This is a genomic window from Cellulosimicrobium sp. PMB13, from assembly GCF_051294865.1.
GTDB lineage: Bacteria > Actinomycetota > Actinomycetes > Actinomycetales > Cellulomonadaceae > Cellulosimicrobium.
In genome coordinates this window covers 718,541-742,842 of record NZ_CP145910.1, presented here as the reverse complement: position 1 = coordinate 742,842, position 24,302 = coordinate 718,541, and the positions used below count along the sequence as shown (strand labels likewise).

Here is a 24,302-nt window from a genome sequence, read left to right as displayed (position 1 = left end):
ACCATGACCGAGACCAGCACCGCCAAGCCGTCCGCCCTGTTCGTCTGCGTCCACAACGCCGGCCGCTCCCAGATGGCCGCCGGGTACCTGCGCGCCCTGTCCGGCGGCGCCGTCGAGGTCCGCTCCGCCGGCTCGGCGCCGGCCGACCAGATCAACCCCGTCGCCGTCGAGGCCATGCTCGAGGAGGGCATCGACATCCGCGCCGAGCAGCCCAAGATCCTCACCACCGACGCCGTGCAGGCCTCGGACGTCGTCATCACCATGGGCTGCGGCGACGCCTGCCCGATCTTCCCCGGCAAGCGCTACGAGGACTGGGCACTGGCCGACCCCGCCGGGCAGGGCATCGAGTCCGTGCGCCCCATCCGCGACGAGATCCGCACCCGCGTGCTCACCCTGCTCGACGAGCTCGGCGTCACGCCCGTGCAGGTGGCCACCGCCTGACACTGCCCGTACCACGACGTCGGCCGGGACCCTGCCCAGGGTCCCGGCCGACGCGCGTGTCAGGTCAGCGTCTTCTGCAGCAGGCTCGTGCCGAGCCACCGGTCGAACTTGCGGCCCACGCGTTCGAGCCGTCCCGCGTCGGTGAACCCGGCCCGGCGGTGCAGCGCCAGCGACGCGTCGGTGTCGCCGTCGGCGACGACCGCGATCACCTCCCGCGCCCCGGCCTCCGCGGCGTCGGTGAGCACCTGGTCGAGCAGCCGGGTCCCGATCCCGCGCCCGGTCGCGGCCGGGTCGAGGTAGATCGTGTCCTCGACCGTGTGCGCGTACGCCGGACGCGGGCGCCACGGCCCCACGTACGCGAACCCGGACACGGCGCCGTCGAGGTCGACGACCAGGAACGGCCAGCCCGCACCCTGCAGGACCTCGAGCTTGTCCGCCCACTCGCCTTCACCCGGTGGGGTGAGCTCGAACGTCGCGGTCGACGTCACCACGTAGTGGTCGTAGATGCGCGCGACCCCCGCCATGTCGGCGGGGGTCGCGCTCCGCACGGTCAGGGCTCACGCGTCCAGACCGTCGCCCGAACGCCCGTGCACGACACCCGTGGCAAACCCCACCCCGACGGGCGCCCCGAGGCCGAGCGTGACGAGCTGCGGCTCGGTCGGCGCGGTGCCGCAGCACGACCCGCCCGCGCTCTCGCCGTCGGCCTCCAGGGCGAGGTCGGACGAGCAGACGCCCGTCGCAGGCAGGTTCAGCTCGACCGCGTCCGCCGCCGCGCGGTCCCCGGCCAGCGCCGCCGCGATCGAGCGCACCTGCTCGTACCCCGTCGCGAGGAGGAACGTCGGTGCGCGGCCGTAGGACTTCATGCCGGCGAGGTAGAACCCGTCGTCCGGGTGGGACAGGACCTGCTCGCCGTGCGGGGGCACGGTGCCGCACGAGTGCTGGTTCGGGTCGATCAGCGGGGACAGCGCGGTCGGAGCCTCGACGACGGGGTCGAGGTCCAGGCGCACCTCGCGCAGCATGTCGAGGTCCGGTCGGAACCCGGTCGCGTTGACGATCTGGTGCACGTCCAGGTTCAGCGCCCCGTCGCGCGCCGTGCCCAGGACCTGCACGGAGTCCCCGTCCGGGACGAGGCGCTCGATCGAGACCCGGGTGAGCAGGGTCAACCTTCCCGCCTCCACGGCCGCCCGCAGCCGCGTGCCGAGCAGCCCGCGCGCGGGGAGCTCGTCGTCGGTTCCACCGCCGAACAGGCGCCGCGCCGACCCGCCGCGGATCGCCCACGTGACCGTGGTGCCCGGCTCCGCCTCGGAAAGCTCGACGAGGCTCAGCAGCGTGTTCGCGGCCGAGTGCCCCATCCCGACGACGAGCGTGTCCCGGCCGGCGAACCGGTCGCGCTGCGACCCGAGGACGTCGGGCAGCGGCCCGGTCACGAAGCGGGCCGCCTCGGCCTCGCCCGCGGCCGGGAGACCCGAGACGCCCAGCGGGTTCGACGTCGAGAACGTGCCCGACGCGTCGATCACCGCGCGCGCCAGCACGTCCGCGACCCGTCCGTCCGGGCCGACCGTGCGCACCCGGTAGCCGCTCCGCTCGCGCCCGAGGGAACGCGTCTTGTCCGCGCCGTCGCGCGCGACGGCCAGGACCCGCGTCCCGGTGCGCAGCCGCGCGGAGAGCTGCGGCGTCGCGGCCAGCGGCGCCAGGTAGCGCCCGACGAGCTCGCCACCGGTCGGCAGCGTGTCCGGGTCCGGCTCGGCCCAGCCCGTCGGCTCCAGCAGACGACGCGCCGCGGCGTCGACGTCGTACCGCCACGGGGAGAACAGCCGCACGTGGCCCCAGGAGGCGATCGCCGAACCTGGGCCGTCACCTGCCTCGAGGACCAGCGGCTCCAGGCCGCGCTCCAGCAGGTGCGCCGCCGCCGCCAGGCCCACCGGGCCCGCACCGATCACCACGACCGGCAGCTCGTCTCGCACTACCTCGCCCATCACGCCTCCTCGCATCGACAAACTTCGATCAAAGACAGGACGCCAACGTATCCATAAACGTCGATGAGTGGCAAGATGGGGGGATGACGACCACCGCGCTCACCCTCGAGGCACCGGACACCTCTGCGAGGGGCGGGTGCTGCGCGCCGCTCGTGCGCCGACGCCGCCGACCCCGAGACCGCGCGCGACCTGGCCCGCGTGTTCAAGGCGCTCGGCGACCCTACCCGGGTGCAGCTGCTGTCGATCGTCGCCGCGCACGACGGCGGCGAGGCGTGCGTGTGCGACCTCACCGACCCCGTCGGTCTGGCCCAGCCCACGGTCAGCCACCACCTCAAGATCCTCGTCGAGGCCGGCCTTCTCCACCGCGAGCAGCGTGGGCGCTGGGCCTACTTCTCCCTGGTCCCCGGCGCGCTCAGCCAGCTCGCGACCTCGCTCACCGAGACAGCCCCGAGCAGCTGACCGAGCAGTACCACGCGCCTCCTGGAGGCGGCCGTGATGGACATCCCAGGCCTACCGGAGCCGGACGCGGGCCCGATCTTCGACCTCGCGCTGCTGGTGCACATTGCTGCCGGGCTGACTGCGGTCCTCGCGGGTCTGGTGGCGATGGTCGCGCCCAAGGGTAGGCGGTGGCACGTCGGGGCAGGGCGAGTCTTCCTCGGCGGGATCGCCGCCCTCTTCGGCTCCATGGTCGTCATGGTGGCGATCCGCTGGCCCGCCACCATCCACCTGGCCGCGCTCGGGGGCGTCGCGCTGACCGCCGCGGCCCTCGGGTGGCGCAACCGGCGCCGCCGCGGCAGCGACCGTGCGCACATCGCGTGGATGGCCCTGGCCTACATCGCGATGCTGACCGCGTTCTACGTCGACAACGGACCACACCTACCGATCTGGGAACGGCTGCCCGCCTGGTCGTTCTGGGTCCTGCCCGCGGCGATCGGGACACCGCTCACAGTGCGGGCGATGCGACGCCACCGCCCACACCACCCGACCGACTCGCGTTAACCGGCGCCGACACCGTAGGTCGGTCGAGCTCGGTCAGCGCGCGGCCCGGGCCGCGACAGCGGCGGCCAGCGCCTCGTCGTCGGGAACACCGCGCAGACCTGCGCTCGTGGGGTAGACGCGGCACGCCACACCAGGACGAGCCCCCGGCAGGGGGAACACGTCCTGCCCGTCGACGTGGAACGACGGCGACCCGTGGAAGCCGTACCTCTGGGCCTGGTCGTCGTCAGTGATGACTACGGTGGCGATCGGCACATCGATGCCGGCCCGGTCCAGGGCCCGGCGCAGCGCGTCCCGGGCGGGTGCCTCGTTCGGGCACGCGTCGACGACCTGAAGCTCAACCTTCATCTGTCCATCCTCTCTCGCTCTGCAAGTGGTGCTGTGGATTTCGTGGCCGTACATCGCTCACCTCGCCTGCGAGGCGTCGCGCGTCGCAATGGACGCTGTCAGGCGATTGGGTGCCAGGTTCGGTCGGGAGCCTCGAACTCGTACGCAGTCGCATCGTGGAAGTCGTCGGTCACGCGAACGTCGAGGATCCAGCCGCTGTCGTCTGCGGTCAGGGTGCGCCACGGTTCACCCGATTGCCGGGTTCGGGCGGTGGTGATGCCTGCGGCTCGGATTGCCGCGAAGTGCAGTCGTGGTCCCTGCCCGTACTGCGGGGCGGCGCTTCCGACGTGGATCGTGTGCTCGGCCGCCAGGTCCAGCAGCGTGCTCGAGTAGTCCGCGCGTGCTCCCGCCGTCGTGCACATGTAGAGCAAGCCCCATGCGCCGTGAGGGTCGGCCCGCACGAGCACGACTGCGGCGCTGTTGCGGACGTGGTGCGCGATGATGCGCTCGTCCGCTGGGGCGCCGTCGACGACCGCCCGGGCATGGTTCCGAGCGCTCTCGAGGTCGATCTCCTCCCACACCGGGTCCGCCATCCCAGCAGCCTTCCATCGGGCGGGCGGGCCCGCTACACACCGGCGTTGACGTCTGCCGACCCCGGGGCGCGGTCGGGCGGCACCTGTTGCTGGAGGTGCAGCACGAGGGGACGCAGAGGTTCGGGCAGAGGAGCGATCCCAGGGCCTCCCGCGCTCAGCCAGCCCTGCAGCTCGGTGGTGAGGTCCTCGCCAGCGAGGCGCTCGAACCAAACCGGTCGTTGCCTCGCCCGCACATCAGGTATGGGTCGCACGACGAGAATGTCTCCACGTTCACACGCGTCGAGGCAGTCCACGACTGTCAGGCGCGCGTGACCGCTTGCCGCGATCTCGCGGACCCGCTCGAGCTGGCCGCCGGGGCGGGGGTCGTCTTCCCCCAGGGTCTCGCCGGCGCACAGGCGGCAAGCGGTCAGGCCGGGGACGGCGCGCCGCGCGCCGCCGGTGGGCGGCTGCGCGCGGGCGCCCGATGGGTGAGTGGTCATGGGTGAACGTCCTGGTGTTCGGCACCGACGGCGGGCTGGCGAAGGATGGCCCGGGTGCTCGTCTCGGGGCGCAGGTCAAGACGTCGCAGGAGCTGGGCGTTGAGCGCGACGACGACGGTCGATGCGGACATGAGCAGTGCACCGACAGACATCGGCATGACGAAGCCGATGGGCGCGAGCACTCCAGCGGCGAGCGGGACGGAGATCAGGTTGTACCCCGCTGCCCACCACAGGTTCTGCTTCATCTTGCGGTAGCTCGCCCGCGACAGCTCGATGACCGACAGCACGGATCGAGGGTCGTCGCTGGCGAGGATGACTCCGGCCGAGGCGATCGCGACGTCGGTGCCAGCACCGATCGCGATGCCGACGTCCGCCTGAGCCAATGCCGGGGCGTCGTTCACGCCGTCTCCGATCATCGCGACCTTGCGGCCTTCGCGCTGCAGCTGCTGGACCTTGGCTGACTTGTCTTCGGGCCGCACGCCGGCGAAGTACCGCTCGATGCCGAGCTCGTTGGCGACGGACGCCGCCACAGCCTCGGCGTCGCCGGTGATCATCACGACCTGCACGCCACGCTGGTTCAGCGCGGCAACCGCCTCGCGGGACTCGGTGCGTATCTCGTCGGCCAGGCGCAGAGCTCCCGCGACCTGCCCGTCGATGAGGACGTGCAAGATGATCGCTCCCGACTCGCGCCACCGATCGGCGCTCGCCAGCTCCTGGACGGACCGCTCGTGCAGGAGGTTGGGCCCGCCGACCTCCACGCTGCGGCCCGAGACGGTCGCGCGCACTCCCACCGCCGGGGACGACTGGAAGTCCTGAGCGGACGCCACGGGCAGGCCCTTGTCACGGGCGGCGCGGACGATGGCCCGGGCGAGCGGGTGCTCGGAGTCGGACTCCGCGGCTGCCGCCAGCGCGAGAACGGTGTCCCCGTCGTGGTCGTCAGTCACCTCGACGCCGGTCACAGTGGGCTCGCCCTTGGTCAGGGTGCCGGTCTTGTCGAACAGCACCGCGTCGACGGTGCGCATGCTCTCCAGCGCGAGCCGGTCCTTGATCAGGACGCCGCCGCGCGCCGCGCGCTCGGTCGCGATGGAGACCACGAGGGGGATCGCCAGGCCCAGGGCGTGAGGGCAGGCGATGACGAGGACGGTCACCGTGCGGATCACGGCGTCGTCCGGCATCCCGAGGACGGTCCATGCCGCAGCGGTGAGCACCGCGGCACCGAGGGCGAACCAGAACAGCCACCCAGCTGCGGTGTCCGCCAGACGCTGGGCGCGCGAGCTGGAGTTCTGCGCCTCGGTGACCAGGCGCTGGATGCCGGCCAGTGCCGTGTCCTGCCCGACCGCGGTGACCTGCACCCGCAGCCCCGAGTCGGTCGCGACGGTGCCGGCCACGACCACGTCACCGTTGCTGCGGCGCACGGTGCGCGACTCACCGGTGATCATCGACTCGTCCATGCTCGCGGCGCCGTCCACGACCTTGCCGTCGGCCGGGACCCGGCCACCGGGGCGGACCACGACCACGTCTCCCACGCGCAGGTCGCCAGGCGCCACGGTGACGAAGTCATCGCCCTCGACCCGCTCAGCCTCGTCCGGCAGCAACGCGGCCAGGGAGTCCAGGGCGGAGGTCGTCTGCGCCAGGGACCGCATCTCGATCCAGTGGCCGAGCAGCATGATCACGATCAGCAGCGCGAGCTCCCACCAGAAGTCGAGCTGGTGGTCGAGCAGGCCCAGGCTCGCGCCCCACGAGGCGACGAACGCGACGGTGATCGCCAGGCCGATGAGCAGCATCATCCCGGGCTTGCGCGAGCGGACCTCCGAGACCGCGCCCGTCAGGAACGGGCGCCCGCCCCACACGTACATCACCGTGCCGAGCACCGGAGAGACCAGACCAAGACCTGGCACGTCGGGCAGCTCGTACCCGAGGATCATCGCGAACATGCTCGACGTCGCAACCACCGGGACCGCCAGGACGAGCATGATCCAAAACAGCCGGCGGAACTGCCCGACGTGATCACCATGCCCACCATGCCCACCATGCCCACCATGCCCACCATGCCCACCGTGGCTCTGGTGGCCCTCGTGGCCCTCGTGGCCCTCGTGGCTCTCGTGGCCCTCGTGGCTCTCGTGGCCCTCGTGGCCGGCGGGCTCAGGGTGCCCGCCGTGGCTGCCGTGCTGCGCATGCTCGTGGCCCTGGCTGTGCCGATCGGCGCGTCCAGGGTGCACCTCGCCGTGGTGGCCCGGGTCGGGCGCACCACCCGAGGGGGCCCGGTCGTCGCCGTCGGCGTCGACGGAGGCTGGTGCGGGGTGGTGATGATGGGCCGTGCTCGGTCCATGCTCGTCGTGACCGTGAGGCTTCATGATCGACCTTCCTCTCCTGACAGTGCGACCGGGTACGACAGCACACTATACCCCCTAGGGGTATTCCCCGCGACGAAGGGCCCCACCTGGCTGGTGGGGCCCTTCACGCGTCAGCCGACGCGGATGTACGTCGGGTTGGACTGCCAGATCTGCCCGTAACGGACGGTCTTGCCAGGTGAGGGTGCCTCGATCTGCATGTTGTCCCCGGCGTAGATGCCGATGTGGCCCGGGCTCCAGATCAGGTCACCGGGTTGTGCCTGGTCGCGGGAGATGACGGTGCCGGCATACCGCTGCTCGGAGGACGTGCGGGGCAGGTTGATGCCGACCTGGGCGTACACGTAGGACGTGAACCCGGAGCAGTCGAACCCTGCCGGTGTGGTGCCGCCCCACTGGTAGGGCACGCCGAGGTACTGCATCGCGACGCTGACCACGCTCGAGCCCGCCGCGGACGGCGGAGCTTCGACGGGGGCCTGGGCCGCACCGGTGCCTGCCTGCTCTTGCGGAGCGGGAGCGCGCTCCTGGCTGCGGGACGAGCGGTCCTGGCGTTCCGGCTCCGGCTCCGGCTCAGGTTCGGGCTCGGGGGCGGGGGTGACCGCGACCGGTGCCTGTTCGATCACGAACGCGGCGTCGGCTGAGACGGTGACCGCTGGGGCGGCGCTGAGCGCCTGGCGGGCCGGCTCGGTCAGCGCGCTCAGGTCGACGCTGGAGACGGCCTTGGGGCGGTCGGTGTTCGGTGCGGCGCTGGCCGGTGCCGCGAACACCGACACGAGCAGGCCAGATCCGGCCGCGAGCAGGGCGCCCTTGCGGGCGGTGTTTGCTGCTCCTTCCTGGGCTGCGCGGGCTATCGGGGTCAGGGGTGTGATGGGTCGGTGGGAGGCGCGGTGGCGTCCCGGCTTTCGTGCGGTCATGGTGTTCTCCTTCGCGCCTGCGGGGTGAGCTGTCGGGTTCGGATCGGAGAGTGACCCGGCCTCACCGCTGGGTGCGGTGCGACTTCACCCCGAGGACACCGTGGTGCCCGGTTGAGTGGTTCCCCCGTCCCTGTCATGGGTGTTGGAGGTGTGGTCCAAGAGGTGACAGGGTTCGGCGCTCTCTTGGATCCCTCGCGGATGTCCCGCGAGGAGCATGGGGTGGTTCGCCGCGCGCGACCGTGCGGGCACGGGCGGATCGCGGCAGGTGGGACAGTTCTGGTCTCTCGGCGCGCGGCCGGCCGGCGTCTCACCCGGTCTCCTGGCCGAGCACCGGGTCCCAGCTCGCGCCGAGGTCGCGGCTGGTGAACAGGCCGGTGTCGGTGACGATGACAATCCACGGCTGGTTCCCGGGGCTGTCGTCGGGCACGTAGGTCATGGCCTGCACCTGGCCGGGAGCGGTTCCGTGCGCGGTCCAAGGCTCCAGGCCAGGGGTGCTGGTCCACACGGTGCCGTTGGGGTCCAGGCCGATCAGCTCGGCCCCGAGCCCTGCCTCGACGAGCGCGAGGGTGGGTGCGTCCCGGTCCGGGGTGAACGTCTGTCCCCCGTCGTGGCTGAGCTGCAGGCCGGCCGGTGTGGTGACCAGGACGGTGTCCGGGTCGCCGTCCATGACGTGCACGTCGCGAGCCGGCACGGTTGCCCCCGGTGTCCAGGTCGCTCCGGAGTCGTCGCTGATCAGCAGGCGGGAGGTAGCCGAGTCCAGCCCGACGACGCGCACGGCGCCCGCGTCGGTGGTCGCGGTGCTCAGCGCATGGAAGTCGACCTCCCCAGTCAAGGAGACCTGCTCCCAGGTCGCGGCACCGTCGGCGCTGCGGATCAGGCCCAGGTTGGGTGCCTTCAGGTCGGTCTGCTCCCCCGGCGCGGGATGGCCGGAGGCGTAGATGGTGCCGTCGACCGCGAGGGTCATGCCCATCGTGTCCTGTCGGCCTTCTCCGGCCCGCTCCGGTCGTGCTGGTTCGTCGCTGAACGGGTCCGGCACGGTCCACACCCCGGTGTGGGTCGCGACCAGGATGGTGTGGTCGACCGGGTCGACCTGCACGTCGTGCACGTGGCCGAACTCGGCCACGTCCTGCGGCGTCTGGCTCGTGGGGGTGTTGGCAGGCGGCGGGGACGGGGTGCAGGCAGCCAGCAGCAGCACGCTTCCTGCTGCTGCCCACTCGCTCGCCCATCTCTTCAGGGCAGGGTTCATCGAGGCAGTCCTTCGGCAAAGGACCCGCGGTGCGTGCGCGACGCAGTGCACGCCCCGCGGGCGAGGGTCACAACGAGGCGAGCAGGTCTTCCATGGTGGAGATCTCGGCCTGCTGGGTGTCGACGATCTGCTGCGCCATCGCGACAGCGTCCTCGTTCTTGCCCTCGTCCACCTCGGTCTGAGCCATCTCGATGGCGCCCTGGTGGTGGACGATCATCTGCTCGAGGTACAGGCGCCCTGCCTCGGCGCCCTGCGCGTCCTGCAGGGCCTGCATGTCCTCGTCGCTCATCATCCCGTCCATGGACCCGTGGTCCATGGAGCCCATCGAGTCGGACTCCGGCAGCGGCGAGCCCCACTCCTCGAGCCAGGTCGTCAGCTGCGCGATCTCGGGTCCCTGGGCGTCCTTGATCTGGTTCGCCAGGTCGGTGATCTGAGGGTCGACGCCCTCCTTGGCCACGATGACGTCGGACATCTCGATCGCCTGCTCGTGGTGAGGAATCATCATCTGGGCGAAGTCAACATCCTGCTGGTTGAACCAGTCGCCCTCTGCCGGGCTCTCCTGATCCCCGGCCTCGGTCGAGGGGGACATCGACGCCATGTCGTGCCCAGGCTCCTCGTCGTTCGAGCACGCCGCAAGACTCGCGGCGGTCACCAGCGCGATCGCTGGAACAAGCACACGCTTGAAGTTCATGGGAAAGGACCTCTCAACTCAGCACCTAGAAACCACACACGGGCCCCACAAGAAGGGGGCGTGAAACGGTCGACGCGCGCGTCGACAGCGTGCAGTTCCTACGTCCGAGAGATCCCCAGGACGTGCAGCGACGGTGCGCCGCCGGCGACCATCGGTGTCCGGCCAGCCTCGACCAGGGGCGACCACACCGGAGCAAGACGCGCCAGCAGGCTCGCTCCCGGGCGCGTGAAGGCCAGCAGCGCGACCAGCACCATCAAGCACATGGCCGACGCCATCTCGTGGCCCCCGCAGTCGGTGCACCCGCCCGGCGCGTCGTGCGCGTGCGCCCCGTCCTCCTGCGTCCCGACCTCGGGGGCGGAGGCGTCGTGGTGATCGGGGCTGGCCATGATCGCCGCCGCCGGGCCCACGTGGGCGTTCGCCGACCCGCTCATCGCGTGCATCGTCACGACGCCCAGCAGGAGCGCCGCGATCAGCAGGGCACCCGAAAGCCCTCGCCGACGACCGGCGAGCAGCGAACGGAACGTGGCCATGAGGTTCATGTCCCGGTCAGCCTAACCACTGCCCCCGCAGTTCTTCCAAGACCAGCCCTCGCCGCGGGCTCATCCGAGGGCGGAAAGCAGCTCTCGGCACGCCTGCTCGCACGCCCGGCACGAGCGGGCGCACACCGCGCAGTGCTCGTGCATCTGCGCGTGCTTCCCGCACTCGGCCCCGCACGCGGCGCACGCCGCCACGCACGCCTGCAGCACCGCGCGCAGGACCTGCACGTCCGCTGCCGTCTGACGAGTCAGCACCGCTGCGGTCGTGGCGCACACGTCGGCGCAGTCGGCGTTCAGCCGGATGCACCGGCGCAGCTCGCCCACGTGCTCCTCGCTCAAGCACGCGTCCGCGCAGGCGGTACACGCCTGGGCGCACTCGACACACGCGTCGATGCAGGTCACCAGCTCCGTTATCGAAGCGGCCCCTTGGCCTGGGAACGTCTCGATCATCTCTCGCGTCACGCTCATGACGATCTCCTCGACCCACCGCGGCCGGCCTGCCCGACCCTGGACGGTGAGCATCGATCCACCGTACGAACGGTGCGCGTTACTCGCCCCTCGCATTCTCGGTGTCTGTCGACGGCGGGGTACGGCGGGAAGGCGTGCTGCGGCCGCCCGTGCCCGGATCCGTCCACGACCTGACTCCGCACCGCCGCGCGAGGGTGGCCGCGTGGGGGTCAGGGACGTCGCAGGCCCGTGCGCAGGGCGGACACCTCGCGCGTCGCGCCGACCCCGGTGACCGCGACCAGGTCGCCGTCGAGCCGGAACTCGGTCAGGACCCCTCCCCCGTCGAGGCGGCGGTGCTGCTCGACCGCGCCGGGCACCGGCACCCCGAGACCGGCGACCTGGATGCCATGCAGTCTCAGGGAGAACCCGGCCTCGGGCACGTAGGGCCCCGGGTCCGCGGCGCCGACGAGGTCACGCAGCACGACGCGCGCCGCATGGGCTCCCTGCGCGACGGCCGCGTCCCAGTGGTCGGTCCGGTACGCACCACCGCGCCGATCCGCGTGGAGCGCGACCGCTCCCGCGGCGTAGCGGCCCGGGGCCGCGACGACGCCGAGCCGGTCGTCCACCGCGACGCCGCCCGGCTGGGCCCCCGCCCACGCAGCGTCCGGGACGGTGCCGTGCGCCACGACGACGAGGTCGGACTCCAGGACCGTGCCGTCGTCGAGCCGAACCGTGACCGACTCGCGGCGCTCCGTCACCGACTCGACGCGACGACCGAAGTAGGTCGCGATGCGGTCCCCTTGCTGGTGTGCGACGGCGGCGGCGACCGCGGAGCCCAGGGCCCGGGCCAACGGCAGCCGCGATCGCGCGACCAGGTGGACGCTCGCGCCGACGTCGGCGAGCCATGCCGCGGTCTCGGACCCGACGAACCCGGCACCGAGCACCGTGACCGTCCGTCCCGAAGGGGCCGGCCCGAGCAGCGCGCGCAGGTGGTCGGCGTCCTGCGCCGTGTGCAGGTGCACGACACGCGGCGCCCCGGCCGCCCCGACCCGCGCGGGCGGGCGGGCACCACGGTCGGCGGGGGCTGGGCGGGGCACCGCGCCCGTGGCCAGGACCAGTGCGCCGGCCTCGAGCTCGCGCCCGTCGTCGAGGACGAGCCCCGGCCGCGCCGGATGCAGGCCGACCGCACGTCCACGCACGACCTCGACGCCCTCCGGCGCCGGCAGCGCCGCCTGCTCCGCGGTCAGCAGGCCCTGCACGATCGCCTTGCTCACCAGGGTGCGCAGGTAGGGCTGCCCGTCCTCACCGTGCACGAGCACCACACGCCCGTCGAACCCCTGCGCCCGCAGCGTCCTCGCCGCCGCGTTCCCGGCCGCCCCGCCACCCACGACCACCACGTCCGCCCGTTCTCCCACGTCCCTCACCGCTCCCTCTTGACCTGTATACCCCCTGTGGGTATATTCACCACCCTAGTCATACCCCGTCGGGGTATCCAAGTCGAGGAGGAGCGCGATGAGCATCGTCGAGATCGAGTACCAGGTGACCGGCATGACGTGCGGCCACTGCGAGATGTCGGTGCGCGAGGAGGTCGAGCAGGTTCCCGGCGTGACCGCGATCGACGTCAGCGCCAGCACCGGTCGGCTCGTCGTCACGGCCGACCAGCCCCTCGACGACGCCACGGTCGTGGCCGCCGTCGACGAGGCCGGGTACCAGGCGGTGCGGGTGCGATGAGAGCCCCCGCCCGGATCGGGCTGTACGCCGCGGGGCTCGGCGTCGTGTTCGTCGCCTCGGCTGCGATCGCCGGGGCCGTGGTTCCGGAGGACGCCCCGCCGGCGCCGGCCGCCTCGCATGCGCCGGAGCAGCACGTCGCCACGGGCGACGTCCCCGAGCAGCAGAGCACGAGAGGAGCAGGCATGGTCCGCGGACTGTCCCTGGAACAGGACGGGTACACGCTGGGCGAGGTCACGGCTCCCCCGACCGTAGGCGAGGCCGGAGAGCTCGCCTTCACCCTGACCGACCCTGCGGGCGATCCCGTCACGGAGTTCGACGTCTCGCACGAACAGCAGCTGCACCTGATCGTCGTGCGCTCTGACGGCGCGCACTTCCGGCACGTCCATCCCGTGATGGACGCGGACGGGCGCTGGGCGCTGCCCTGGACGTGGGACGCCGCCGGGACCTACCGCGTGTACGCGGACGCGGCCCCCAGCGCGGGCAGCGCCGTCACGCTGTCCCGCACGGTCGACGTCGCGGGCGACCTCGACCCGGTCCGCGACACCGAGGTCTCCACCACGGCATCGGTCGACGGGTACGACGTCGCGCTCGACGGGCACCTCGAGGCCGGGACGACGTCTCGGTTGACCGTCGAGGTCACCCGCGACGGGGAGCTGGTCACGACGCTCGAGCCCTACCTCGGCGCCTACGGGCACCTCGTCGCGCTGCGCGACGGTGACCTCGCCTACCTGCACGCGCACCCCGAGGGCGACGAGCCGGAGGCCGGCCAGGTCTCGGGCCCGACCGTGTCGTTCGGCGTCGAGGCGCCGACCCCGGGCCGCTACCTGCTGTACCTCGACTTCCAGGTGGAGGGCCAGGTGCGCACCGCGGCGTTCGTCGTCGAGGCGACGCCCGACGGCGCACCAGCCCCCGTGCCCGAGGACGCCCCTGCGGCCGGTCACGACCCGGCGTCCCACGACCACTGATCACCCGTGTGCCCGGCAGCGTGCTGCCGGGCTGGAAGGAGGACCTCATGACGGCACCGGCCGCCCCGCCACCGGGGACGTTTGTCGAGCTCGAGATCGGCGGGATGACCTGCGCCTCGTGCGCGATGCGGATCGAGAAGAAGCTCAACCGCCTCGAGGGCGTCACCGCCACCGTGAACTATGCGACGGAGAAGGCGAAGGTTTCTGTCCCGGAGGGCGTCGACCCTGCGACGCTCATCGCCGAGGTGGAGAAGACCGGGTATACCGCCCAGCTCCCGCGCATCGAGGACCCCGACGCCCCGGCGGCAGGCGAGGCGGACGACACCGACCCCGAGCTCACCGCACTCCGTCACCGCCTGATCGGCGCCGCGGTGCTCTCGGTCCCGGTCATCGCGATGGCGATGCTCCCAGCGCTCCAGTTCACCTACTGGCAGTGGGCCAGCCTCGCGCTCGCCGCACCCGTCGTCGTGTGGGCCGCCTGGCCGTTCCACCGCGCCGCCTGGACCAACCTGCGCCACGGCGCGGCGACGATGGACACCCTCATCTCCGTGGGGACCAGCGCCGCGTTCCTGTGGTCCCTCTACGCGCTGTTCCTCGGCACTGCTGGCGAGCCGGGCATGACCCACCCGTTCACGCTGTCCGTCGCGCCCACCGACGGCGCCGGGAACATCTACCTCGAGGTCGCTGCTGGCGTCACGACCTTCATCCTCGCCGGCCGTTACTTCGAAAAGCGCTCCAAGCGGCAGGCCGGCGCCGCGCTGCGCGCCCTGCTCGAGCTCGGCGCCAAGGACGTGGCCGTGCTGCGCGACGGCGCCGAGACCCGCATCCCGATCTCCGAGCTCAGCGTGGGCGACGAGTTCGTCGTGCGCCCCGGCGAGAAGATCGCCACCGACGGCACCGTCGTCACCGGCACCTCCGCAGTCGACGCGTCCATGCTCACGGGCGAGTCCGTGCCCGTCGAGGTGAGCGAGGGCGACGGGGTCACGGGCGCAACCGTCAACGCGGGCGGGCGGCTCGTCGTGCGCGCGACGCGCGTCGGCGGCGACACGCAGCTCGCGCAGATGGCGCAGCTCGTCGAGGACGCCCAGTCCGGCAAGGCCCGCGTCCAGCGCCTCGCCGACCGGGTCTCCGCGATCTTCGTCCCGATCGCCATCGCGATCGCCATCGGCACCCTGGGCGCCTGGCTCGGGGCCGGCGCGCCGCCCTCAGCCGCGTTCACCGCGGCCGTCGCGGTGCTCATCATCGCGTGCCCGTGCGCGCTCGGCCTGGCCACCCCGACCGCGCTGCTGGTCGGCACGGGCAGGGGCGCGCAGATGGGCGTCCTCATCAAGGGCCCCGAGGTGCTGGAGTCCACGCGCGCCGTGGACACGGTCGTGCTCGACAAGACCGGCACCGTGACCACGGGCGTGATGACCCTGACCGATGTCATCACCGGCACCGGGGTCGACCGCGCCCAGCTCCTGCGTCTCGCCGGCGCGCTCGAGGACGCGTCCGAGCACCCCGTCGCCCGGGCGATCGCCCGCGGCGCCGCGCAGGAGGTCGGCACGCTGCCCGTGCCCGAGGACTTCACCAACGTCGAGGGCAAGGGCGTGCAGGGAGTCGTCGACGGGCACGCCGTGCTCGTCGGGCGCGAGTCGCTCCTCGCGGAGTGGGCACAGCACCTCCCCCGCGACCTCGCCGACGCGAAGGCCCGCGCCGAGGAGCAGGGCCGCACAGCCGTTGTCGTCGGCTGGGACGGGCACGCCCGCGGCGTGCTCGTCATCGCCGACGCCGTGAAGCCGACGAGCGCTCAGGCCATCGCCCAGCTCCGCGGGCTCGGCCTGACGCCGGTGCTGCTCACCGGCGACAACGCCACGGTCGCGCGGCAGATCGCAGCCGAGGTCGGCATCGACGAGGTGATCGCCGAGGTCATGCCCCGGGACAAGGTCGACGTCGTGGCCCGGCTGCAGGCCGAGGGCAAGGTCGTCGCGATGGTCGGCGACGGCGTCAACGACGCCGCGGCCCTGGCCCAGGCCGACCTCGGTCTCGCGATGGGCACGGGCACCGACGTCGCGATCGAGGCCGCCGACATCACCCTCGTGCGGGGCGACCTGCGCTCCGCGGCCGACGCGATCCGCCTGTCCCGGCGCACCCTCGGGACGATCAAGGTGAACCTGTTCTGGGCGTTCGCCTACAACGTCGCCGCGATCCCGCTGGCCGCCCTCGGCCTGCTCAACCCCATGCTCGCAGGCGCCGCGATGGCGTTCTCCAGCGTCTTCGTCGTGGGTAACAGCCTGCGCCTGCGGTCGTTCAGCAGCCGGGCAACCAGCCCAAACCCGTCCACCACCACGTCAACCGCCCCGGCCGCGCAGCTCGCCGGCGTGTGACCAGACCCACCAGCTCCAACGATCTCCAGGAGGACCACCATGTGCCATCAGCACGACCACGATGACGCCCACGAGCACCACCACCACCACGACGCCCACCACGGTCACGGCGACAACGACCAGCACAACGGGACGCACCACACCCACGCTGCAACCGCGGCTCCGAGCGGTACCTCGCAGGAGGATGACCTCGCAGAGTGCCCGGTCATGCCCGGCAGCATGAGCGTCAAGGCCGACGCGGAAGCGGCCGGACTCGTCCGCGACTACGAGGGTCAGCGCTACTGGCTGTGCTGCTCCTCCTGCGGCCCGCTCTTCGACGCCAACCCCAAGCAGTACGCCCGCACCGCCTAGACCCCTGCCCGGTGCCGTTCTCGTGCACGATGTGCACAGCGCGGCACCGGGCATCAGCGGTCGACCGCACCACAGGAGAGGACGACCATGACGGACAACCCCGAACCCGCAACGCACCAGGACGCACCCCACGGGTACATCACCGACAAGGCCCGCTACCTAGCACGCCTCAAGCGCATCGAAGGACAGGTGCGCGGCCTGCACCGCATGGTCGACGAGGAGCAGTACTGCATCGACATCCTCACCCAGGTCAGCGCCCTGACCAGCGCCCTGCAAGGAGTCGCGCTCGGACTCCTGGACGACCACCTCAAGCACTGCGTCGTGGACGCCGCCAAGACCGACGGCGACGACGCGGACATCAGGATCAAGGAAGCCTCCGACGCTATCGCCCGCCTCGTCCGCTCCTAGCGACCACCCAGCCTCGCCGATTCCTCGGCCGTACCCCAGGAGCCGGGCCCGAGCGCCGACGAGCCGCCGGACGACGCTCCGTCCGACGAGGAGACCGCGAGCGAGAGCCCGACGGACGAGACGCCTGCCGTCGAGGGCTCGGGGCCCGACGAGGCGGAACCGACCTGGCTCGAGGACGCGTACCGCGCGAGCACGGAGATGGACCCGGCGTCGGGGCCGGCTCTCGCGCCGACGTCCTGGGAGTTCTACGGGGACAACGACTGGACGGTGAACGGCTACCCCCTGTCCCTCGCGGCCCGCACGGACCTCGCGTGCGACGCTCTGCCGCCGGTGCCCGCGCTGACGGAGGGCGTCGCGGACGCGTGCGTGGAGGGGTTCGGGGTGCGTGCCGTGTCCCGGCAGGGCCCGGAGGTCGCGGCGGACCTCGTGGTGGTCGAGGTGGGTTCGGAGGAGGCGGCCGACGAGATCGTGGCGGCGCACGCCATCGCGGCAGCAGCGGGTGACGCGCTCGCCGACACGTCCGGCGCTGCCCCTTCCGCGCTGCGGGTCGCGGCCCCGCCCGGCTACGAGGAGTCGTACGCGGCGCTCGACGACGGGACCGGGACGGCGATCCTGCGGGCCACCGGGAGCGTCGTGGTGCTCGTCCGCGTCGGTGACACCACGACGGCGCACGGCGGCCCGGCGACGGACCTCGCGAGCGCGGCGCTGTTCGTCGTGGCGGACCACGAGGTGGCGCAGCTCTTCGGCTGAGGAGCCGGCGCCCCGACGAGATCCCGGACCCGCCCCGAGTCCTGAGGGGCGTCGTCGTCGGCGTGGTACCGGACGGGTCGCGCGGCGGTCCGCGGCCCGGCCACGGTCCATACTCGGCTCATGGCCTCGATCATGATGACGGCGATGCCGTTCGCCGGGCACGCCCGGCCCATCCGCGCCGTCGCCGCGGAGCTCGTGCGCCGCGGTCACGACGTCCGGGTCTACACCGGCAGGTCGTACGTCGCGCTGTTCGACGCCGTCGGTGCGCGCGGCGTGCCGTGGGACGCCGCGCCGGACTTCGACGAGCGCGACCTCTCGGCCACGTTCCCGCGGCTGCAGGACCGCAAGGGGTTCCGCCAGGTCCTCGTCAACCTCCAGGACCTCTTCCTCGGCACGGCGCCCGCCCAGGCGCAGGACCTCGTCGCGCTGCACGACGACGAACCGTGGGACCTCCTCGCCGGTGACCCCATGGCGCTCGGGACCCGGTTCGCGGCCGAGCGGCTGCGCTCGCCCTGGGCGACGGTCTCGCCGATCGCGGTGTGGCTCCCGGGCAAGGGGATCCCGCCGACCGGGCTGGGGCTCACCCCGGGGGAAGGGGTCCTGGGCAGGGCGCGCGACGCGCTGCTCGGCGCGACCTCCGGCGTGGGCACCGCCGCGCTGACCCGCCTCTACCAGCGCACGCGGCGCGACGCCGGGCTGCCTGCGGACACCGCGACCTTCGCGACCATGTGGTACTCGCCGTTCCTCGTCGTCGCGGCGGGGTCGCCGGGGCTCGACTACCCGCGCGACGACCTCCCCGGGCACATCTGCTTCGTGGGCGACCTCACCGACGACGGGACGGACGGCGCCGGGACCGCCGCGCTGCCCTCGTGGTGGGACGACGTCGTCGACGCCGAGGTCCCCGTGGTCCACGTGACGCAGGGCACCGCGAACGTCGACGCGCGCGACCTGATCCTCCCGGCGCTCGAGGCGCTCGCCGACGAGGACGTGCTGGTCGTCGTCGGCCTGGGGCACCGCACCGACCCGCTGCGCGGTCCCCTGCCCGCGAACGCTCGCGTCGCGCCGATGGTCCCGTACCCGCAGCTCCTGCCGCGGACGTCGGTGATGATCACGAACGGCGGCTACGGCGGCGTGCTCCAGGCGCTCCGGCACGACGTCCCCCTCGTGGTCGCCGGGGGAGACCTCGACAAGCCGGAGATCGCGGCCCGCATCGGCTGGCACGGGGCCGGCGTGAACCTGCGCACGGGGACGCCGCGTCCCGCCGCGGTCCGGGACGCCTACCGGGCGGTCGCGACGGAGCCGGGCTACCGCGAGACCGCCGCACGGCTCGGCGCGGAGCTCCGGTCGCTCGGCGGCACGCGCGCCGCCGCGGACCTGCTGGAGGCGCACCTGCCGTAGCCGGTGCCCGGTCGGTCGCAGGTCGCCGGCGTGCGGCCGGCGCCTCAGAGCGGCAGGTCGCCGACGTCGACCGGCTCGCCCGGGAGCGGATGGGCCGCGCGGGCACGCAGGCCGTCGAGCACGAGGGCGTGCGCCCGTGCGTAGGCGTTGTGCGCGTCCTCGGTGCCGCTGGGCAGCGAGCGGCTGACGGCCGCCATGAGCAGGACGACGTCGCCCGTCGAGACGTCGTCGCGCAGCGCGCCCTCGTCCTGCGCGGCCCGCACCAGCCCGCCGACGAGAGAGAGCAGCTCGTCGCGCACCCAGAGCGCGTCGGCGTCGTCGTGCAGCGGGCCGACGTCGGCGGGCGGCGCGACGGCGACCAGGCGCAGCGTGACGCGCAGCTCCGGGGACCACGCGAGCGCGCGCGCGAGGGCGTCCCACGCGGTGAGCGCGTCCTCGGTGGCCGCGCGGACGTCGGCGAGGACCGCCGCGACGGCGTCCTGCACGACGGCGCGCAGCAGGGCCTGGCGGTCGGGGAACCGGCGGTAGAGGGTCCCGATCCCGACGCCCGCGGCGCGCGCGACGGCGTCGAGCGCGACGTCGGCGCCCTGCTCGACGACGAGCGTCGTGGCCGCGGCGACGATCCGCTCGCGGTTGCGCTGCGCGTCGGCGCGCAGCCCTGTCTCCGTCATCGTCCGTGCCCCTGCCCGTCCGTGCGTCCCTGTGCGTCCCTGTGCCTGTGTCCGTTCCCGGTCTCCGGCGCGTCAGCCAGACGTCTTTCGCGGCAGCGTACCGCGGGCCACCGTGGAGACGGAGGGCCATCCTCCGCTTTGAGCTGCAGCACCCGACGGTGACCGGTGGTCGCGTGCGAGGCGCGGGGAAGGAGGCCGCGACGTCGACCACCGGCCTCCGCCGGCAGCATGCCGACCGTCCGGTCGAGTTCGTCCCTGCCCGCTCATGGGTCACACTGTTCGGGGCCCGGCTGGTCGGGTGCTCGGTGGTGAGGACGGACCGTCGGCGGGGGAAGTGATGAGCACGTTGCGCTGGACCGCGCTGGACGACGACACGTGGGGTGCTGCCTCCACGGAGCGCTCGTACACCGTCCGACCCGACGCCGCCCACGGCACGTGGGTGCTCGAGACGGACGACCGCACGTGGCACGAGCTCCCGACGCGCGAGGTCGCCCAGGAGGTCGCGCAGCACGCCCACGAGGTCTACGTGAGCGACACGGGCACCACGCGGTACCAGGTCGTCACCGCCGGCGGAGCGGTCCGCGGCGAGGTCTTCGGGGCCGTCGACGACGCCGCCGCGCTCGAGGTCCTGCGGTCCCGCCTGCGGGCGGGGAACCTGCCGCTGGCCCCGTTCCGGCTCGTGACCGACGACGGGCGCGAGGTCGGCTCGTGGCGGCGCGCGCACGAGCTGCGCCAGGCGTGAGCCTCGCTAGGAGATCGCCGGGCGCGCGGTGAGCGGCTCGACGACCGATCTCTCGTCCGGCACGCCGACGTCGCGCTCGACCGCCGGGCCACCCCGGTGCGGCCGCTCGCGGAAGTCGCGGAACGCCGTCGGGAGACCGCGCGCGGTGGCCAGCTCCGGGCTGTCGGTGACCTGGACGTGCACGTGCGGCTGCGTCGAGTTCCCCGAGTTCCCGCACTCGCCGAGCACCTGGCCCTCGGCGACCTCGTCCCCCGGGCGGACGCGCAGCGAGCCTGCCCGCAGGTGCACGAGCGTGACCCACGCGCGCTGCCCGGCGAGCGCCACGACGACGTGGTTGCCGGCGACCGCGTCTCGGCCCTGCCGCACGCGCCCGGCCTGACCGAGCGCGTAGGGGACCAGCGCGAGCGGTGAGCGTCGCGCCGCGTGGTCGGGCTCGCCGTCGTGCACGTGGACGACGACGCCCGCACCGGGCGCGAGGACCGGCCGCCCGAACGCGACGAACCGCTCGGGCGGCTCGGTGGCGAGCGCGGTCCGCCAGTCGCGGACCGGGCTCGTGCGGTGGCGTTCGTCGACGCCGACGAAGTCGATCGCGTAGCGCATGCCGTAGAGCTCGACGCCGTGGCTCGGGACCCGCCGGGCGGGGCTGTTCTGGACGAGCCACCGGCCGGCGAACGGCAGCGAGAGCACGACGGGCACAGACATCGGACCTCCGGGAGTCGGGTGGGTCGGACCCCACGGTAGCCCTGCCGATGAGTCGGCGACCTGCCGCCGGTCGGTCCTCGGGTGGGTCCGTGCACGAGCACGGGCCGTCGACGACGGACGGAGGCTGACGGCATGGGCATCGTGACAACGAGCGCGAGCGTGTCGCTGGACGGATTCATCGCAGGACCGCAGGGCACCGGCTTCGAGCACCTCTTCGCCTGGTACGACGGCGGGGCCGAGGAGTTCCCGAGCGCGAACCCGGACGTGCACTTCCGCCTGTCGCCGGCCGACCACCGCTATCTCAGCACCGTGATGCCGCAGATCGGGGTGCTCGTCGTCGGGCGGCGGCTGTTCGACATGACCGACGGCTGGGGAGGGACGCACCCGCTCGACAAGCCCGTCGTCGTGCTCACGCACTCCGTCCCGCAGGAGTGGGCCGACGCCCACCCGGACGCGCCCTTCCGGTTCGTGACCACCGGGATCCAGGACGCCGTCGCGGCGGGGCACGAGCTCGCCGGGGGGCTCGACGTCGCGGTCAACGCGGGCGAGATGGCGAGCCAGGCGCTCGCCGCAGGTCTGCTCGACGAGGTCGTGCTCGACGTCGTCCCCGTCCTCCTGGGCGACGGCGTGCGGTTCTTCGACGGGATCGGCGCCGCTCCGTACGTCCTCGACGGGCCGGACATCACCCCGGGCGAGCGGGTGACCCACCTGCGCTACCGCCTGCGCCGACCGGACCGCGGGGACGCCTAGCGCGTGGTGCTCGCCCCGCAGCCTCGTCGGCCGCGTCCGATGTCCGAGCACGACGGTTCGGCACCTCGTGCGCGTGTTCGGCAGCTGTAGACGCCGAAGCGCGCACGGGGTGCCGAACGGCGCACGAGGTGCCGAACCGTCGGGGCGAGGGAGTCGGGGTCAGAGGTCCAGCGGGCGCAGCACGGCCGAGATCCCGTGCGCGATCTGCACGTTGCCGGCGTTGAGGTCGAGCCTGCTCGTCACGAGGAAGGGGTTGAGATCGTTCCGGTCCTGGTCCACGAGCCGGACGAGGGCGAGCTTCTTGCTGAGGACGTCGACGCGGAACGTGCCGCCCTGCGCGGTGGTCAGCGCGGCGTCGTCGGACGCGAGCGCGGTGCGGGCGTCGATCGTCGCGCCGGGGACCACGTGGTACAGCAGGACCTGCTCGACCGCGTCGATGCCGGCGGCCTCCGCGATCGCCGTGAGCGTCCCGCTCTCAGTCCGCTGCCACCGGTGCGTGAGGTCGAGCGCGAGGAGCTGGAAGGCGCGGTCGTTCGGCAGGAACGCCGTGAGCGGGACGGTCCCGTCGGCCAGGACGGCGACCGGGCTGTCCGGCTTCGCAGCGAGCACGGCGGCGACGGCCTGGTCGACGATGTCGTAGTCGTACCAGTTGCGGTCGAACGTGTCGCCGTCAGCGGCGAGCACCGACGCGAGGCTGGTGGTGCCGGGTGCCGCGGAGGCGGACGTGGCGGCGACCGCGACGCCCGTCGAGGCGAGCAGGGCCGCCGTCACGGCGGCGGTCGTGCGTCGGAGCGTGAGTCGGGAGGTGCGTCGGAGGTTCATCGTCGAGTCCCTTCGTCGGAGCACGGACGACCACGGGGGTCGCCGGACGTCACGTCGGCGTCCACCCCCTCTTCCGGCCGAGCGGGCAGCGCGGATGCACCACCGGGCGACGTGTTCTGAGCCTGCGCCTCGTCTGAGGTCCTCAGTCCTCCGTCGAGGAGGCGCTGAGGAGGCGCTGAGGCGGTGACTTCCCCGGTCGAGCGCGGTCGCCCGATGCGGCGAGGGGTTCCTCAGGACGAGCGTGGTCGTGTCGGGCCCGGCGGCGGTCGCCGGCCCGCGGACCACGAGGAGGGACGCGCCATGACCCGGAACCCGGCCAGGACGATCCAGGAGCGCGAACCGGGCGGGTCGGCCCCGCCGTTCCGCCCGACCCCGCCGTTCCGCCCTACCCGGACCGCTCGCCGGCGGACGACGCGCGCCGCCGTCGGCGCGGCCGTCACCCTCGTGGCGGTCCTCGGGGTGACGGCGTGCGTCGCGGACCCCGCTGTCCACGTCCGGTCGGTCGCCGACGTGACCTACCGCGGGCTCCCGGCGGAGGGGGGCGAGCTCCGCCCGGCCGTCGACCCCGAGGAGCACGGGGTCGGGTTCGCCCGCGGCGGGGAGCCCGAGACGGTGAACGTCGTGACCGTCGGGTCGAGCTCGTGCCCGCTCACCCCGGTCGACGCCGAGTGGGACCCCGCCGAGCGCACGCTCGCGTTCACGTTCGGTCGCCGGTCGGCCACGGACACCCGGCCCTGCACGCTCGACGTCGCCCCGACCACGAGCGTCGTGCACGTCGACGGGCTGCCGGCGGGCGAGCCGGTCGTCGTGCTCACGAGCACGCGGGAGGTCGTCCTGCCGCCGACGCGCTAGGCCAGGTCTCCCGACATCCGCCGGGCGGACCGGTCGCGGGCCGTCTGCTCGCCCGCGTGCTCCGTCGGGAGCCGGCCGGTGGTCAGAACTGCCGGCCCGCGACGTCGACCCGGGTGGCGGCGGCGAGGTGGCGCGACAGGCGGGAGGGCGGGACGGGGGCTGCCGGGGCCTGCATCAGCTGTTCCGGCGGTGCTCGGGTCCGCCAGGTAGATCGGGGTGTACGCCGCCGACTCGGGCTCGAACCGCCACGCGTCGGCCAGGGTCCCGGCGTCCACCGTGAGGAACCCCAGCCGGTCGATCAGTGCTGCGGCCTCGGCCTTCGCCGTGTCGTCGTCGCCGGCGATCGGCAGGGCGGTGCGGTCGTCGGCGCCGGACGGGCGGGCCAGCTGCGGGACGTGCGGGGCGACGATGTTGCTGAACGCCTTGACCAGGCGCGCTGCCGGGAAGTGCTCCTGGACGAGCTCGCCGCAGGTGACGTCGCCGTCGTCGAGGCGCGGGACACGTCCGTCGCGGGAGGGGTAGTAGTTCGTGGTGTCCAGCACGACCTTGCCGTCGAGCAGGTGCGGGTCCAGCGTCTCGACCGCGGTCAGCGGGACCGAGAGCACGACGTGGTCACCGGCTGCTGCGGCCTGCTCCACGGTCCCGGCGGTGGCGAGAGGACCGAGCTCGTCCATGAGGCCCGTGAGGGTCTGCGGGCCGCGCGAGTTGGCCACGACGACGGGGATGCCCGCCGCGACGGCGAGTCGGGCGACCGCCGATCCGATGCTTCCGCTGCCGATGATCCCCAGGGTGCTCATGCG

The 24,302-nt window shown here is 73.1% G+C and carries 28 protein-coding genes, 1 pseudogene and 1 riboswitch; of the genes and pseudogenes, 13 read left to right on the top strand and 16 right to left on the bottom strand.

Annotation, left to right across the window (positions count from 1 at the left end):
• Window positions 1-3: 3 nt before the first annotated feature.
• Window positions 4-441, top strand: coding sequence for an arsenate reductase ArsC (locus V5D56_RS03620; RefSeq protein ID WP_435737704.1), 438 nt, complete (start codon window positions 4-6; stop codon window positions 439-441).
• Window positions 442-500: 59 nt separating this feature from the next.
• Here V5D56_RS03620 and V5D56_RS03615 read toward each other — a convergent pair whose 3' ends face one another.
• Together V5D56_RS03615 and V5D56_RS03610 are read right to left on the bottom strand one after the other, a co-directional pair.
• The gene (locus V5D56_RS03615; protein ID WP_435737703.1) at window positions 501-989 is read right to left on the bottom strand and encodes an N-acetyltransferase family protein; all 489 of its coding nucleotides are present in this window, start codon (window positions 987-989) and stop codon (window positions 501-503) included.
• Window positions 990-998: 9 nt separating this feature from the next.
• The gene (locus tag V5D56_RS03610) at window positions 999-2,417 is read right to left on the bottom strand and encodes an FAD-dependent oxidoreductase (RefSeq protein WP_435737702.1); all 1,419 of its coding nucleotides are present in this window, start codon (window positions 2,415-2,417) and stop codon (window positions 999-1,001) included.
• 83 nt (window positions 2,418-2,500) lie between these two features.
• On the opposite strand from V5D56_RS03610, the pseudogene V5D56_RS03605 reads away from it, so the two are divergent.
• Both V5D56_RS03605 and V5D56_RS03600 read left to right on the top strand, forming a co-directional pair.
• Window positions 2,501-2,876 (top strand): annotated as a pseudogene (locus V5D56_RS03605) (ArsR/SmtB family transcription factor).
• Between the two features lie 33 nt (window positions 2,877-2,909).
• On the top strand, window positions 2,910-3,416 hold the full coding sequence (locus V5D56_RS03600) for a hypothetical protein (RefSeq protein WP_435737701.1): 507 nt from the start codon (window positions 2,910-2,912) through the stop codon (window positions 3,414-3,416).
• Window positions 3,417-3,449: 33 nt separating this feature from the next.
• Here the strand turns inward: V5D56_RS03600 and V5D56_RS03595 are convergent, their stop codons facing one another.
• The 10 genes from V5D56_RS03595 to V5D56_RS03550 all read right to left on the bottom strand — a co-directional run bounded on the left by V5D56_RS03595 (window position 3,450) and on the right by V5D56_RS03550 (window position 12,409).
• Complete coding sequence (locus V5D56_RS03595; RefSeq protein WP_435737700.1) at window positions 3,450-3,761, bottom strand: DF family (seleno)protein; 312 nt, start codon at window positions 3,759-3,761, stop codon at window positions 3,450-3,452.
• Between the two features lie 98 nt (window positions 3,762-3,859).
• A complete protein-coding gene (locus V5D56_RS03590; protein ID WP_435737699.1) occupies window positions 3,860-4,333 on the bottom strand; it encodes a hypothetical protein in 474 nt (157 codons plus the stop codon).
• A 32-nt stretch (window positions 4,334-4,365) separates the two neighbouring features.
• Window positions 4,366-4,812, bottom strand: a complete 447-nt coding sequence (locus tag V5D56_RS03585; RefSeq protein WP_435737698.1) for a hypothetical protein — start codon at window positions 4,810-4,812, stop codon at window positions 4,366-4,368.
• Window positions 4,809-7,166: a heavy metal translocating P-type ATPase gene (locus tag V5D56_RS03580; RefSeq protein WP_435737697.1), complete on the bottom strand. Its 2,358-nt coding sequence runs from the start codon at window positions 7,164-7,166 to the stop codon at window positions 4,809-4,811. Before V5D56_RS03580 ends, V5D56_RS03585 begins: the two co-directional genes overlap by 4 nt.
• Window positions 7,167-7,276: 110 nt before the next feature.
• On the bottom strand, window positions 7,277-8,074 hold the full coding sequence (locus V5D56_RS03575) for a C40 family peptidase (protein WP_435737696.1): 798 nt from the start codon (window positions 8,072-8,074) through the stop codon (window positions 7,277-7,279).
• A riboswitch (cyclic di-AMP (ydaO/yuaA leader) is annotated at window positions 8,074-8,232 on the bottom strand. (Overlaps the previous gene by 1 nt.)
• Before the next feature lie 149 nt (window positions 8,233-8,381).
• Window positions 8,382-9,269: a F510_1955 family glycosylhydrolase gene (locus tag V5D56_RS03570; RefSeq protein ID WP_435737695.1), complete on the bottom strand. Its 888-nt coding sequence runs from the start codon at window positions 9,267-9,269 to the stop codon at window positions 8,382-8,384.
• A 118-nt stretch (window positions 9,270-9,387) separates the two neighbouring features.
• On the bottom strand, window positions 9,388-10,011 hold the full coding sequence (locus V5D56_RS03565; protein ID WP_435737694.1) for a DUF305 domain-containing protein: 624 nt from the start codon (window positions 10,009-10,011) through the stop codon (window positions 9,388-9,390).
• A gap of 98 nt (window positions 10,012-10,109) precedes the next feature.
• Window positions 10,110-10,550 carry a DUF6153 family protein gene (locus V5D56_RS03560; protein WP_435737693.1) on the bottom strand — a complete coding sequence of 147 codons (441 nt, stop codon included), beginning with the start codon at window positions 10,548-10,550 and terminating at the stop codon, window positions 10,110-10,112.
• 60 nt (window positions 10,551-10,610) lie between these two features.
• A complete protein-coding gene (locus V5D56_RS03555; RefSeq protein WP_435738943.1) occupies window positions 10,611-11,015 on the bottom strand; it encodes a four-helix bundle copper-binding protein in 405 nt (134 codons plus the stop codon).
• A gap of 209 nt (window positions 11,016-11,224) precedes the next feature.
• Window positions 11,225-12,409 carry an FAD-dependent oxidoreductase gene (locus V5D56_RS03550; RefSeq protein WP_435737692.1) on the bottom strand — a complete coding sequence of 395 codons (1,185 nt, stop codon included), beginning with the start codon at window positions 12,407-12,409 and terminating at the stop codon, window positions 11,225-11,227.
• A gap of 97 nt (window positions 12,410-12,506) precedes the next feature.
• Between V5D56_RS03550 and V5D56_RS03545 the strand changes: the two genes are divergently transcribed.
• The 7 genes from V5D56_RS03545 to V5D56_RS03515 all read left to right on the top strand — a co-directional run bounded on the left by V5D56_RS03545 (window position 12,507) and on the right by V5D56_RS03515 (window position 18,963).
• On the top strand, window positions 12,507-12,725 hold the full coding sequence (locus V5D56_RS03545; protein ID WP_435737691.1) for a heavy-metal-associated domain-containing protein: 219 nt from the start codon (window positions 12,507-12,509) through the stop codon (window positions 12,723-12,725).
• On the top strand, window positions 12,722-13,690 hold the full coding sequence (locus tag V5D56_RS03540; protein ID WP_435737690.1) for a heavy-metal-associated domain-containing protein: 969 nt from the start codon (window positions 12,722-12,724) through the stop codon (window positions 13,688-13,690). Before V5D56_RS03545 ends, V5D56_RS03540 begins: the two co-directional genes overlap by 4 nt.
• 47 nt (window positions 13,691-13,737) lie before the next feature.
• Complete coding sequence (locus V5D56_RS03535; RefSeq protein ID WP_435737689.1) at window positions 13,738-16,056, top strand: heavy metal translocating P-type ATPase; 2,319 nt, start codon at window positions 13,738-13,740, stop codon at window positions 16,054-16,056.
• 207 nt (window positions 16,057-16,263) lie between these two features.
• Window positions 16,264-16,407 (top strand): hypothetical protein, encoded by a 144-nt coding sequence (locus tag V5D56_RS03530; RefSeq protein ID WP_435737688.1) that lies wholly within the window; start codon window positions 16,264-16,266, stop codon window positions 16,405-16,407.
• An 87-nt stretch (window positions 16,408-16,494) separates the two neighbouring features.
• Window positions 16,495-16,815: a metal-sensitive transcriptional regulator gene (locus V5D56_RS03525; RefSeq protein ID WP_435737687.1), complete on the top strand. Its 321-nt coding sequence runs from the start codon at window positions 16,495-16,497 to the stop codon at window positions 16,813-16,815.
• A gap of 198 nt (window positions 16,816-17,013) precedes the next feature.
• The gene (locus tag V5D56_RS03520; RefSeq protein WP_435737686.1) at window positions 17,014-17,565 is read left to right on the top strand and encodes a hypothetical protein; all 552 of its coding nucleotides are present in this window, start codon (window positions 17,014-17,016) and stop codon (window positions 17,563-17,565) included.
• Between the two features lie 120 nt (window positions 17,566-17,685).
• The gene (locus V5D56_RS03515) at window positions 17,686-18,963 is read left to right on the top strand and encodes a glycosyltransferase (protein WP_435737685.1); all 1,278 of its coding nucleotides are present in this window, start codon (window positions 17,686-17,688) and stop codon (window positions 18,961-18,963) included.
• 44 nt (window positions 18,964-19,007) lie between these two features.
• Here V5D56_RS03515 and V5D56_RS03510 read toward each other — a convergent pair whose 3' ends face one another.
• Window positions 19,008-19,634 carry a TetR/AcrR family transcriptional regulator gene (locus V5D56_RS03510; RefSeq protein WP_435737684.1) on the bottom strand — a complete coding sequence of 209 codons (627 nt, stop codon included), beginning with the start codon at window positions 19,632-19,634 and terminating at the stop codon, window positions 19,008-19,010.
• Window positions 19,635-19,971: 337 nt separating this feature from the next.
• Here V5D56_RS03510 and V5D56_RS03505 point away from each other — a divergent pair, with 337 nt between their 5' ends.
• A complete protein-coding gene (locus tag V5D56_RS03505; protein WP_435737683.1) occupies window positions 19,972-20,376 on the top strand; it encodes a hypothetical protein in 405 nt (134 codons plus the stop codon).
• Window positions 20,377-20,382: 6 nt separating this feature from the next.
• Here V5D56_RS03505 and V5D56_RS03500 read toward each other — a convergent pair whose 3' ends face one another.
• On the bottom strand, window positions 20,383-21,078 hold the full coding sequence (locus V5D56_RS03500; protein ID WP_435737682.1) for a M23 family metallopeptidase: 696 nt from the start codon (window positions 21,076-21,078) through the stop codon (window positions 20,383-20,385).
• A 132-nt stretch (window positions 21,079-21,210) separates the two neighbouring features.
• Between V5D56_RS03500 and V5D56_RS03495 the strand changes: the two genes are divergently transcribed.
• A complete protein-coding gene (locus V5D56_RS03495; protein WP_435737681.1) occupies window positions 21,211-21,828 on the top strand; it encodes a dihydrofolate reductase family protein in 618 nt (205 codons plus the stop codon).
• Window positions 21,829-21,987: 159 nt separating this feature from the next.
• On the opposite strand, the gene V5D56_RS03490 is transcribed toward V5D56_RS03495, so the two are convergent.
• Window positions 21,988-22,650: a fasciclin domain-containing protein gene (locus tag V5D56_RS03490; RefSeq protein WP_435737680.1), complete on the bottom strand. Its 663-nt coding sequence runs from the start codon at window positions 22,648-22,650 to the stop codon at window positions 21,988-21,990.
• A 300-nt stretch (window positions 22,651-22,950) separates the two neighbouring features.
• Between V5D56_RS03490 and V5D56_RS03485 the strand changes: the two genes are divergently transcribed.
• Window positions 22,951-23,502, top strand: coding sequence for a hypothetical protein (locus tag V5D56_RS03485; RefSeq protein ID WP_435737679.1), 552 nt, complete (start codon window positions 22,951-22,953; stop codon window positions 23,500-23,502).
• On the opposite strand, the gene V5D56_RS03480 is transcribed toward V5D56_RS03485, so the two are convergent.
• Window positions 23,499-24,299: an NADPH-dependent F420 reductase gene (locus V5D56_RS03480; RefSeq protein ID WP_435737678.1), complete on the bottom strand. Its 801-nt coding sequence runs from the start codon at window positions 24,297-24,299 to the stop codon at window positions 23,499-23,501. The two genes, V5D56_RS03485 and V5D56_RS03480, sit on opposite strands and share 4 nt — an antisense overlap.
• Window positions 24,300-24,302 lie beyond the last annotated feature (3 nt).

Excerpts from the sequence above, each read along its gene's own strand:
- V5D56_RS03490 (WP_435737680.1), bottom strand. The coding sequence starts at position 22,650 with ATGAACCTCCGACGCACCTCCCGACTCACGCTCCGACGCACGACCGCC.
- V5D56_RS03560 (WP_435737693.1), bottom strand. The coding sequence starts at position 10,550 with ATGAACCTCATGGCCACGTTCCGTTCGCTGCTCGCCGGTCGTCGGCGA.
- V5D56_RS03510 (WP_435737684.1), bottom strand. The coding sequence starts at position 19,634 with ATGACGGAGACAGGGCTGCGCGCCGACGCGCAGCGCAACCGCGAGCGG.
- V5D56_RS03495 (WP_435737681.1), top strand. The coding sequence starts at position 21,211 with ATGGGCATCGTGACAACGAGCGCGAGCGTGTCGCTGGACGGATTCATC.
- V5D56_RS03525 (WP_435737687.1), top strand. The coding sequence starts at position 16,495 with ATGACGGACAACCCCGAACCCGCAACGCACCAGGACGCACCCCACGGG.
- V5D56_RS03515 (WP_435737685.1), top strand. The coding sequence starts at position 17,686 with ATGGCCTCGATCATGATGACGGCGATGCCGTTCGCCGGGCACGCCCGG.
- V5D56_RS03610 (WP_435737702.1), bottom strand. The coding sequence starts at position 2,417 with ATGGGCGAGGTAGTGCGAGACGAGCTGCCGGTCGTGGTGATCGGTGCG.
- V5D56_RS03485 (WP_435737679.1), top strand. The coding sequence starts at position 22,951 with ATGACCCGGAACCCGGCCAGGACGATCCAGGAGCGCGAACCGGGCGGG.
- V5D56_RS03575 (WP_435737696.1), bottom strand. The coding sequence starts at position 8,074 with ATGACCGCACGAAAGCCGGGACGCCACCGCGCCTCCCACCGACCCATC.
- V5D56_RS03555 (WP_435738943.1), bottom strand. The coding sequence starts at position 11,015 with ATGAGCGTGACGCGAGAGATGATCGAGACGTTCCCAGGCCAAGGGGCC.
- V5D56_RS03595 (WP_435737700.1), bottom strand. The coding sequence starts at position 3,761 with ATGAAGGTTGAGCTTCAGGTCGTCGACGCGTGCCCGAACGAGGCACCC.
- V5D56_RS03590 (WP_435737699.1), bottom strand. The coding sequence starts at position 4,333 with ATGGCGGACCCGGTGTGGGAGGAGATCGACCTCGAGAGCGCTCGGAAC.
- V5D56_RS03545 (WP_435737691.1), top strand. The coding sequence starts at position 12,507 with ATGAGCATCGTCGAGATCGAGTACCAGGTGACCGGCATGACGTGCGGC.
- V5D56_RS03535 (WP_435737689.1), top strand. The coding sequence starts at position 13,738 with ATGACGGCACCGGCCGCCCCGCCACCGGGGACGTTTGTCGAGCTCGAG.
- V5D56_RS03565 (WP_435737694.1), bottom strand. The coding sequence starts at position 10,011 with ATGAACTTCAAGCGTGTGCTTGTTCCAGCGATCGCGCTGGTGACCGCC.
- V5D56_RS03500 (WP_435737682.1), bottom strand. The coding sequence starts at position 21,078 with ATGTCTGTGCCCGTCGTGCTCTCGCTGCCGTTCGCCGGCCGGTGGCTC.
- V5D56_RS03520 (WP_435737686.1), top strand. The coding sequence starts at position 17,014 with ATGGACCCGGCGTCGGGGCCGGCTCTCGCGCCGACGTCCTGGGAGTTC.
- V5D56_RS03505 (WP_435737683.1), top strand. The coding sequence starts at position 19,972 with ATGAGCACGTTGCGCTGGACCGCGCTGGACGACGACACGTGGGGTGCT.
- V5D56_RS03620 (WP_435737704.1), top strand. The coding sequence starts at position 4 with ATGACCGAGACCAGCACCGCCAAGCCGTCCGCCCTGTTCGTCTGCGTC.
- V5D56_RS03530 (WP_435737688.1), top strand. The coding sequence starts at position 16,264 with ATGCCCGGCAGCATGAGCGTCAAGGCCGACGCGGAAGCGGCCGGACTC.
- V5D56_RS03580 (WP_435737697.1), bottom strand. The coding sequence starts at position 7,166 with ATGAAGCCTCACGGTCACGACGAGCATGGACCGAGCACGGCCCATCAT.
- V5D56_RS03540 (WP_435737690.1), top strand. The coding sequence starts at position 12,722 with ATGAGAGCCCCCGCCCGGATCGGGCTGTACGCCGCGGGGCTCGGCGTC.
- V5D56_RS03585 (WP_435737698.1), bottom strand. The coding sequence starts at position 4,812 with ATGACCACTCACCCATCGGGCGCCCGCGCGCAGCCGCCCACCGGCGGC.
- V5D56_RS03480 (WP_435737678.1), bottom strand. The coding sequence starts at position 24,299 with ATGAGCACCCTGGGGATCATCGGCAGCGGAAGCATCGGATCGGCGGTC.